Source organism: Skermanella sp. (assembly GCF_059503625.1).
The window spans coordinates 1-8,813 of sequence record NZ_JCACHA010000828.1 but is presented as its reverse complement, the minus strand read 5'-3'; the positions used below and the strand labels follow the sequence as shown (position 1 = coordinate 8,813).

Here is an 8,813-nt window from a genome sequence, read left to right as displayed (position 1 = left end):
ATGCCATCCGCTATACGGAGCGAGGGCGGGTCCTGGTCGGATGCCGCAGGCATGGAGACGAGATGAGCATCGAGGTGTGGGACACCGGGATCGGCATACCGGCCGATCAGTTCGGTGAGATATTCCGGGAATTTCATCGGAGCCATAAGAAGTCCCACAGGGCCATCGAAGGCTTCGGCATCGGACTGGCCATCGTCGACCGTCTGACGACCCTTCTCGGCCATCGGATCGAAATCTCGTCCTCGCCCGGCAAGGGCACGGTCTTCCGGATCGTAGGGATAGCCCGCTGGAACCAACCGGACGGTTTGGGCCGGTACGCACCGCGTTGAAGCGGGCGCCGCAGAACCGGCGCCCCGGCGCGTGTCCCAGCGCTCACCGGTGGTACCGGTAGCTGTTCGTTTCGTCCAGCAGGTCGGTCGCCTTCCGTTGAAGGCGGACATCTTCCAGCCTGGAACTGACGTCATCATGGTCGTAGCGCACGGCTAGATCGACCAGGGTGCGCGGCCGGTCGGCTGTGGTCCTCCGGTCGTCGCCGAAGCCCCGCTTTTTCCCTCCGTTCATCCCCCCGAGCGTCTGCAAGACCGGGCGGCGCAAGCTGCCGGTCCTCGACGCCCGGCCCATGAAAACAGCCGTTTCAGGTTATGCCATTATTTGTTTGACAAATACCGGTATGTCCGGTGAACTGAACTGGTCCGGTGTCGAAACGAACCAGGGCCACGGGGCTCCAGATGCGCTCCGCGCAGACGACGAACCGCATGAAGGAATAGCGGACCTGCTCCACTTGCGCAGAGTTCCACGGCGCAGGTCCCGATAAATCGGGGAGGAAAAAGATGCATTTTCCGGCAGCTGCCGCCATGGCGGCGATCCTGACATGTCTGGCTTTGCCAAGCGCCGGTCAGGAGCTTCCTGTGTTCAAGGTCGGGGTTCTCAACGATCAGTCAGGGCTTTACTCGGACATCGCCGGACTGGGTTCGGTCGAAGCCGCCAGGATGGCGGTCGAGGATTTCAAGCCCGAGGAAAAGGGCTTCCGGGTCGAGATCGTCGCCGCCGACCACCAGAACAAGACCGATATCGGTTCCAACGTCACCCGGCAGTGGTTCGACCGCGAAAAGGTCGATGTCGTGGCCGACGTTCCGACCTCCTCGATAGCGCTGGCCGTCGCCGAGATCGCGAAGAACATGGACAAGGTGTTCCTGGTCGCCAGCGCCGGGACGTCCGATCTGACGGGCAAGAGCTGCACGCCCAACACCGTCCACTGGACCTACGACACCTGGGCTCTGGCCAACGGAACGGCCAAGGCCGTGATCGGGACCGGGGGCGACACGTGGTACTTCCTGACGGCCGATTACGCCTTCGGCCACTCGCTGGAGCGCGACGCGACCGGCATCATCGACGCCAATGGCGGCAAGGTCCTGGGCGGGGTCCGGACGCCGTTCCAGACCAACGATTTCTCCTCCTTCCTGCTCCAGGCGCAGGGCAGCGGGGCGAAGATCGTCGCACTCGCCAGTTCCGGCGGCGATACCATCACCACGGTCAAGCAGGCGTCCGAGTTCGGCATCGCCAGCGGCGGCCAGAAGCTGGCCGGCCTGCTTGTCTTCCTGACCGACGTCCATTCGATCGGCCTGGAAACCGCGCAGGGGCTGCTGCTGACCGAGGCCTTCTACTGGGATCTCAACGACGGTACGCGGGCCTGGACCAAGCGGTTCGTCCAGCGGAACGGCGGCAAGTATCCGACCATGAACCAGGCCGGGACCTACGCCTCCATCCTCCACTGGATGAAGACGGTGGCGGCGATGCCGGACAAGGATGCCGCGCGCAGCGGCAAGGCCGTGGTCGAGCGGATGAAGACGATGCCCGCCGAAGATCCGCTGTTCGGCAAAAGCACGATCCGCGCCGATGGCCGCACCCTCCACGACATGTACCTGTTCGAAGTCAAGAAGCCGTCAGAGTCCAAGGGGCCGTACGACTACTACAAGCTGGTCAACACCATTCCCGGTGACGAAGCCTTCCGCCCGCTGGCGTCGTCGGAATGCCCGCTGATCAAAGCGGCCGCAGCGAAGTGACGGCCGCGGCGCCCGGCACCGGCAAGGCCGCTTCGCTGATCCTTCTGCTGATCAGCGAAGTGGCAGCGATGTCGGTGTGGTTCGCGACCACGGCGTCGCTGGCCGACATCAAGGCCCACTGGCACCTCGGAGCCTTCCATGAAGCCTTGCTGACCAGCAGCGTCCAGGCGGGCTTCGTCGCGGGGACGCTGCTGAGCGCGCTGCTCAGCCTGTCGGACCGGAAGGATCTGCGCCGGCTGTTCAGCGTTTCCGCCCTCGTCGCGGCGGCGGCCAACCTGACGGTGCTTGCGTTCGAGCCGACCAGCATCATGATCCCGGTCCTGCGCTTCGTCACCGGGATGTGCATGGCCGGCGTCTATCCGGTCGGCATGAAGATCGCCTCCACCTGGGCCAGGAAGGGAGCCAGGAACGGCGCCAGCGGCGACATGGGATTGCTGATCGGCCTGCTGATCGCGGCGCTGACGCTCGGCTCGGCATCGCCGCATCTGCTGTCGGCTTTCGGCGGGGTGGACTGGCGCATTCCCTATCTGGCGGCATCCGCCGGCGCACTGGTGGCGGGAGGTCTGGTGCTGTTCGTCGCCATCGGACCCAACGTCGCCACGGCGCCGCCGCTGAAGCTGGCGAACGCCCTGGAGGCGTGGCGCAACTACCCGCTGCGGCTGGCCAACCTCGGCTATCTGGGTCACATGTGGGAACTCTACGCCATGTGGGCCTGGATCGCCCTGTTCATCAACGAGAGCTTTACGCTCACCCTTGGCGGGGATGCCGGTTTCTACGCCAAGCTGGCGACCTTCGCCGTCGTCGGGGCGGGCGCCGTCGGGGCGTTGGGCGGAGGGTGGCTGGCCGACCGCTGGGGCCGGACGCTGGTGACGTCGCTGTCGATGGCGGTCAGCGGCAGCTGTGCCCTGGTCATCGGCTTCTTCTTCGGCGGCCCCCCGGCCCTGATCGTCGCCGTCGGCCTGATCTGGGGCATCAGCATCATCGCGGACTCCGCCCAGTTTTCCGCCACCGTGACCGAGCTGAGCGACCGGTCCCTGATCGGCACCATGCTGACGATCCAGACCTGCGTCGGCTTCCTGCTGACGCTGGTCAGCATCCACCTCATTCCCTTCGTCGTCGATCTCGTCGGCTGGCGCTATGCTTTCGCGGTGCTTGCGGTCGGTCCGTTCCTGGGCATCGTCGCCATGCTCCGTCTCCGCGGGGACCCGGCGGCATACCGGATCGCGGCCGGATGCCGCTGACGCCAACATCATAGCTGGAAAGGCAGTCCACCCATGGATTACACGACAATCAGGCTTGAAAAACGCGGCGGCGTGGCGTGGCTGGTCCTCAACCGCCCCGAACGGCTGAACGCCCTCAACCAGACGATGCTCGGCGAGATAAACGCGGCGCTCGACGATGCCGAGGCCGACGAGACGATCAGGGCGGTGGTCGTGACCGGCGCCGGCACCGCGTTCTCCTCCGGCTTCGACCTCAAGGAGCAGATGGAGAAGCGGCCCCAGGGCATCGGCCAGTGGCGCGGCATCCTGCGGAAGGACTTCGACACCGTCCTGCGCTTCTGGCATTTCCCGAAACCGACCATCGCCGCCGTCAACGGCCACTGCCTGGCCGGAGCGTTCGAACTGGCGCTGGCCTGCGACATGACGCTGGCGGCGGATACGGCGGTGTTCGGCGAACCCGAACTGAAGTTCGGCGCCGGGATCGTCGTGATGCTGCTGCCCTGGATCGTCGGGCCGAAGATCGCCAAGGAGATCATCATGACCGGCGCCGACCGGATATCGGCCGCCGAGGCTCACCGGATCGGCGTCGTCAACCGGATCGTCCCCGCCGCCGATCTGGAAGCCGCCGCGACGACCCTGGCGCTGCATCTGGCCGCCGTCGATCCCAACCTGATGCGGCAGACCAAGCGGGCGCTCAACCGCAGCTTCGAGGTCATGGGCATGGGCGAAGCGCTGGAAGCCGCGCTGGACATCGACCTCCAGATCGAGGGGGAGGGTTCTCCGGACAAGATCCAGTTCATGGAGATCGCCCGCCGCGACGGGTTGAGGGCGGCGCTGGCCTGGCGCGACGCGCGCTTTCCCAAGGAACACGGCACATGACCGCAGCACTGGCGTCGCTCATGCTGGATGCCCTGCGGGGCGGACGCGCGCCGGTCGTCCAGGAGGGGGAAACGTCGTTCGAGGCGTCCGTCCTGCTGGACCATGCAAGCGCCGTCCATGACGGCCTCCTCCGGCATGGGATGCGCCCCGATGAGCCGGTCGTCGTCCGCGTGCGGAACCATCCGGCCGATTTCGCAGCATTCCTGGCGGTCTGGATGGCCGGAGGAGTCGCCGTCCCGGTCCATACCGGCGTTCCCGACGCCGTCCTGCGCGGGCTCGTCGAAAGGACGGCTGCCCGCATCGTGGTCGAGGGGGAGAGCGGCGTCATCGCCGAAACCGGCCTGACCCCGCCGGACCGTCCGCTGCTGCGCGGCGCCGCCCTGGTCATCTTCACCTCGGGCTCGACCGGCACGCCCAAGGGCGTCGTCCTGGAGCATGAGCGCTTCGCCGGCAAGATGCGCGCCTTGCAGGAAATCCTGCGGTTCTCGCCGGACACGCGGACCTTGCTGCCCTTGCAGGTGACCTTCATCTTCGGCATCTGGGTCGGGTTGCTGTCCATCCTCAGCGGCGCGCATCTTCGGCTGATGTCCCGCTTCACGCCGGGTGCCGCGCGCGCCGCCCTGGAGGACGGCATCACCAGCGCCGCCCTCGTTCCGACGATGCTGAGGGCGCTGTTCGCGGATGCCCAGGGCGCCGGCAGCGCTCCGGCGCTGGCGCAGGTCCTCACCGGCGGCGAACCGCTCGGCAGCGGGCTGGGCCAGCGGATCGCGGCCGCCTGGCCCTCTGCCGGCATCTACGATCTCTACGGCTTGACCGAAACGGGATCGTGCGACTTCTGCCTTCGTCCGGAGGACCTGGAGCGCGGCATCGGTTCCATCGGCCGCCCGACGCCGGGCGTCGAGTTCCGCATCGCCGATCCTTCGGCGGACGGCGTCGGCGAACTCCGCATCCGGACGCCGTTCGGGATGGTCGGATATCTGGACCAGGAGGACCTGACGCAGGCGTCCTTCCAGGACGGCTTCTTCCGGACCGGCGACCTCGCACGTCGGCGCGCCGACGGGTTCGTGGAACTGGCCGGACGCTCCAAGGACGTCGTCTCGCGCGGCGGCAACAAGATCGTCCCGCTGGAGATCGACCGCCTCTTCGCGTCGCATCCCGACGTGGCCGCCGCCCTGACGACCGGCGTTCCGGACCCGCTGCTCGGCGAGCGCATCCATCTGCTGATCGTGCCGCAGCCGGGCGCCCTTCTCGATCAGCCGGCGCTGCTGGCCTGGGCGTCCGACAAGATCGAGAAGTTCAAGCTGCCCGATGTCATTCACTTCGCCGCCGAGCTTCCGGCGGGCCGCACCGGAAAGGCCGACCGGGGGGCGCTCCGGGAGCGGATCGAGAATAGCCTCGAACGTTAGATGTCGGGCTTAAGCGGCCCGACATCTCTGCTTACTCCGCCATCATCTCTCCCGAACCGCCGAACTCGGCCGGGAAGTCCTTGAGCTTGGGCAAACCGTCCTTCATCGGGAGCACGGTTTCCGCATAGTTGACGTGGACTGCGGGAGCGAAGGCCAGGGTCGGGATCGTCGCGGCATAGACGTCCACCAGACCCAGCGGCGGGTGGTTGGTCATCAGGTGCCCGCCGCACTTGGAGCAATACTGGCGCTGGCTGAGTTCCGTCTTCTGGAACGTCGCGACGTTCTCGGCCCCGGCCGTCACCCGGACGGCTTCCGGTTTCCAAAGGCTGAACGCGTTGACCGGTCCGCCGGACCAGGACCGGCAGGACCGGCAGTGACAATATCCCATGGCTTCCGGCGATCCGGTGACTTCCAGTTCGACCGCGCCGCAGAAGCAGCTTCCAGTATGTGTCATGGCGTTCCATCCCAATTCGTTCGTTTGTGCCCGACAACCTATCAGCCATACGCCGGTGTGTCTGTCCCAGAACGGACAGTCGGCAGCGGCCGGCCGTCCGCAAAGCCGGCTCATCGGGATCAGGGCGCCGTAGCCATCCGCCCACTGTCTATGGAGCCTATGAGAGGTCGCCGGGATTTCGCTTAAAATGGCTTGGAAAATGTTCCGGCGGGAGAGTGCGATGTCTCATGATCTTACGGGGGCGACTGCGGCGACCATCGACGGGTGGGAGTTCCTCGACAACTCACCGGAAGTTACCGGTCTCGCACTTGAAGGCGGGACGCTGGATGGCAGGAAGAAGGTGACGTATACCGCCACCTTCGACGACCTGTCGCCCGTGGCGATCAAGGTCGACATGGCGTCGGCGACCTCGGAGCTGAAATTCTATCTGGATCCGACGATCACCAACAACTCCGGCATCGACTGGAACACCTTCAGGACCAGCCTGGTGTCCGAGAACTATCCGGCGGCGCAGGCCGGGGGCTTGCAGGTGCACCCGGTCTTCTCGCATTTCCATGACGCCAACATCGGCGGCTGGACCAGTCCCAGCGGCATGAACTTCACGACCTTCCTGGGCATGAACACCGGCAAGGCGTCCCTTACCAACAATACGTCCTTCGGCGGCATCAACGGCGCCGACGAGCTGTGGACCTATAGCGGGTCGGTCGATGACGGTGCGACCCAGAACTGGCAGAACATCGGGATCCACCAGTACCACGAGATCGATGCCGGCGGCGGCGCCATACAGGGCGGCGACTTCTACATCGTGCTGGAGCCGAACTTCTGGCCGGTCCATGACCGCATCATGCCGACCGCGCAGGTCGTCTACGAGGATTTCAGCTTTTCCAACTCGCATGCCGGGACGGCGCGGAACGATCTGGTCTTCGGCTACGACGGCGCCGACGATCTCGGCGGCGGCGCCGGTGACGATATCCTGGCCGGCGGGGTCGAGAACGACACGCTGGCCGGCAACGACGGCGCCGATTGGCTGTTCGGTGGCGAGAACGACGACCTGATGTTCGGCGGGGCCGGCAACGACGTGTTCGACGGCGGCAACGGCGGCGACACCGCCATCTGGGCGTCTGCCCGTCTGGCGAATACGATCACGCTGGCCGCCGGCGGAGCCGACACGGTTTCCGGCTCCTTCGGCGTCGACCGGATCGAGCGGACCGAGCGCCTCGTGTTCACCGACGGGGAGTTCGTGACGGGGACCGGCGACGAGGCGGCGCAGGCCTATCGCCTCTACGGCGCCACGCTCGGCCGCGAGCCCGATCCGGGCGGCCTGAAGGGCTGGACCTCCGCACTGCGCGACGATGGCGTGACCCTGGAGCAGGCGGTCGAGGGATTCATCGGATCGCCCGAGTTCCAGTCGCGCTACGGCAACCTGAACGATTCCGACTTCGTGTCGCAGCTTTACCGCAACGTCCTGGACCGGGAACCGGACGGCCTGGAGGTGCAGGGCTGGGTCGATGCGATCGGGACCGGAACGACCCGCGCCCAGGTGGTGCTGGGGTTCTCGGAATCCGCCGAATACGTCGAGAAGACCCGCCCTGCCGTGGAGGAAGGCCTGTGGCTGCGCGACGACGATGCCGCGTCGGTCGCACGGCTCTACAGCGCGACGCTGGACCGGCTGCCCGATCAGGCCGGACTGGCCAATTGGACCGACGCGATCAGGACCGGCACGCCGCTCCAGCAGGTCGCCGACGGTTTCGTCGGCTCGGCCGAGTTCCAGGCCCGCTACGGCAACCTGGGCGATGCGGCTTTCGTCGACTTGCTCTATGGCAACGTCCTGGACCGCGTCCCCGATCCGGAGGGGCTGAGCGCCTGGACCAACGCACTGGCCGCCGGCATGACGAGGTCCGAAGCCGTCACCGGCTTCTCGGAATCCCTGGAATATATCGGCATCCGCGCGCCCTTCATCGATCAGGGCGTCTGGCTGGCGGAGAGTTGACCGGTCACCCGGACCGGCTTCCGTCGTGAATGGGCTGAAAGTAGCGCCTGTGGTTAACTTATCATTAACCATAAATCCGCCAGGATGCTTCTACGGACGGCAATAGGCCGCCAGTAGAAGCATCCGAACCGCGGCGGAACCGCGGCCCGCGAGAGCAACGAGGGAAAGCCGCCATGTCCGATCTGTTCGACGACGCCGTCCTGGGTGCCTATGTGGATGGCGAATTGAGTGCCGAGCAATCCGCCGCGGTCGAGCGCCTCATCGCCACCAACCCGGAGGCCCGGCAGACGGTCGACTCGATCCGCGAAATCACCCTGCTGCTGCGCGCCGCCGCGTTCGAGGGGATGTTCCCGGACTATCCGCTACGCCTCGCATCCTGAGACCCGGAAACCACGCCGAAGTCCCGGACTGGTCGATCTTCGATGCAGCCGGTATCACACCGAGGGCCGAAGAGATTGACCGGTGAGTTCCGGCAAGGATGTCGGGCTGAAGAGGCCCGGCATCTAACGCTCCAGACCGGTCAAACTGTTCGGCTCCTGGTATGAAGCCAATACCGTTGAACATCATTTCATGAAAATGAAAGACTCGCAGCGGGTTTTTGGATGATGAGGCTGACTGGCCGACGGCGAATGTAGACGCGGCCTCCGGCCGCGTGCGCTTCGCGTTTCAATGGCTTTGAAACATGTGGAAATGCGCGGCCGGAGGCCGCGTCTACGACGAGCGTCACCCTGGAGCACGGGTTGAGGCAAACGCTATTCAACGTTATCGGGTCTAAAGCGAAGCGGCAGCCGACATAGACGC

The 8,813-nt window shown here is 65.9% G+C and carries 10 protein-coding genes; 7 read left to right on the top strand and 3 right to left on the bottom strand.

Annotation, left to right across the window (positions count from 1 at the left end):
• The coding region (locus tag AC5JJ6_RS29850; RefSeq protein ID WP_496045540.1) for a sensor histidine kinase at positions 1–329 on the top strand (329 nt) is incomplete at its 5' end.
• A 43-nt stretch (positions 330–372) separates the two neighbouring features.
• On the opposite strand, the gene AC5JJ6_RS29845 is transcribed toward AC5JJ6_RS29850, so the two are convergent.
• Positions 373–561: a hypothetical protein gene (locus tag AC5JJ6_RS29845; RefSeq protein WP_496045539.1), complete on the bottom strand. Its 189-nt coding sequence runs from the start codon at positions 559–561 to the stop codon at positions 373–375.
• Between the two features lie 269 nt (positions 562–830).
• On the opposite strand from AC5JJ6_RS29845, the gene AC5JJ6_RS29840 reads away from it, so the two are divergent.
• From AC5JJ6_RS29840 to AC5JJ6_RS29825, 4 genes are read left to right on the top strand one after another with little or no spacing between them, the layout of a single operon-like run.
• Positions 831–2,063, top strand: a complete 1,233-nt coding sequence (locus tag AC5JJ6_RS29840; RefSeq protein ID WP_496045538.1) for an ABC transporter substrate-binding protein — start codon at positions 831–833, stop codon at positions 2,061–2,063.
• On the top strand, positions 2,030–3,304 hold the full coding sequence (locus tag AC5JJ6_RS29835; protein ID WP_496045537.1) for an MFS transporter: 1,275 nt from the start codon (positions 2,030–2,032) through the stop codon (positions 3,302–3,304). The genes AC5JJ6_RS29840 and AC5JJ6_RS29835 overlap by 34 nt, the downstream gene beginning before the upstream one ends.
• 33 nt (positions 3,305–3,337) lie before the next feature.
• Positions 3,338–4,162 carry an enoyl-CoA hydratase/isomerase family protein gene (locus tag AC5JJ6_RS29830; protein WP_496045536.1) on the top strand — a complete coding sequence of 275 codons (825 nt, stop codon included), beginning with the start codon at positions 3,338–3,340 and terminating at the stop codon, positions 4,160–4,162.
• Positions 4,159–5,568: a class I adenylate-forming enzyme family protein gene (locus AC5JJ6_RS29825; protein WP_496045535.1), complete on the top strand. Its 1,410-nt coding sequence runs from the start codon at positions 4,159–4,161 to the stop codon at positions 5,566–5,568. The genes AC5JJ6_RS29830 and AC5JJ6_RS29825 overlap by 4 nt, the downstream gene beginning before the upstream one ends.
• A gap of 31 nt (positions 5,569–5,599) precedes the next feature.
• On the opposite strand, the gene AC5JJ6_RS29820 is transcribed toward AC5JJ6_RS29825, so the two are convergent.
• Entirely contained in the window at positions 5,600–6,022 is a 423-nt protein-coding gene (locus AC5JJ6_RS29820; RefSeq protein WP_496045534.1) for a GFA family protein, read from the bottom strand.
• Between the two features lie 220 nt (positions 6,023–6,242).
• Between AC5JJ6_RS29820 and AC5JJ6_RS29815 the strand changes: the two genes are divergently transcribed.
• Both AC5JJ6_RS29815 and AC5JJ6_RS29810 read left to right on the top strand, forming a co-directional pair.
• Positions 6,243–8,012, top strand: coding sequence for a DUF4214 domain-containing protein (locus AC5JJ6_RS29815; protein ID WP_496045533.1), 1,770 nt, complete (start codon positions 6,243–6,245; stop codon positions 8,010–8,012).
• A 173-nt stretch (positions 8,013–8,185) separates the two neighbouring features.
• The gene (locus AC5JJ6_RS29810; protein ID WP_496045532.1) at positions 8,186–8,392 is read left to right on the top strand and encodes an anti-sigma factor family protein; all 207 of its coding nucleotides are present in this window, start codon (positions 8,186–8,188) and stop codon (positions 8,390–8,392) included.
• A 188-nt stretch (positions 8,393–8,580) separates the two neighbouring features.
• Here AC5JJ6_RS29810 and AC5JJ6_RS29805 read toward each other — a convergent pair.
• Positions 8,581–8,813, bottom strand: a 233-nt coding sequence (locus tag AC5JJ6_RS29805) for a hypothetical protein (protein ID WP_496045531.1), incomplete at its 5' end; no start/stop codon positions are given.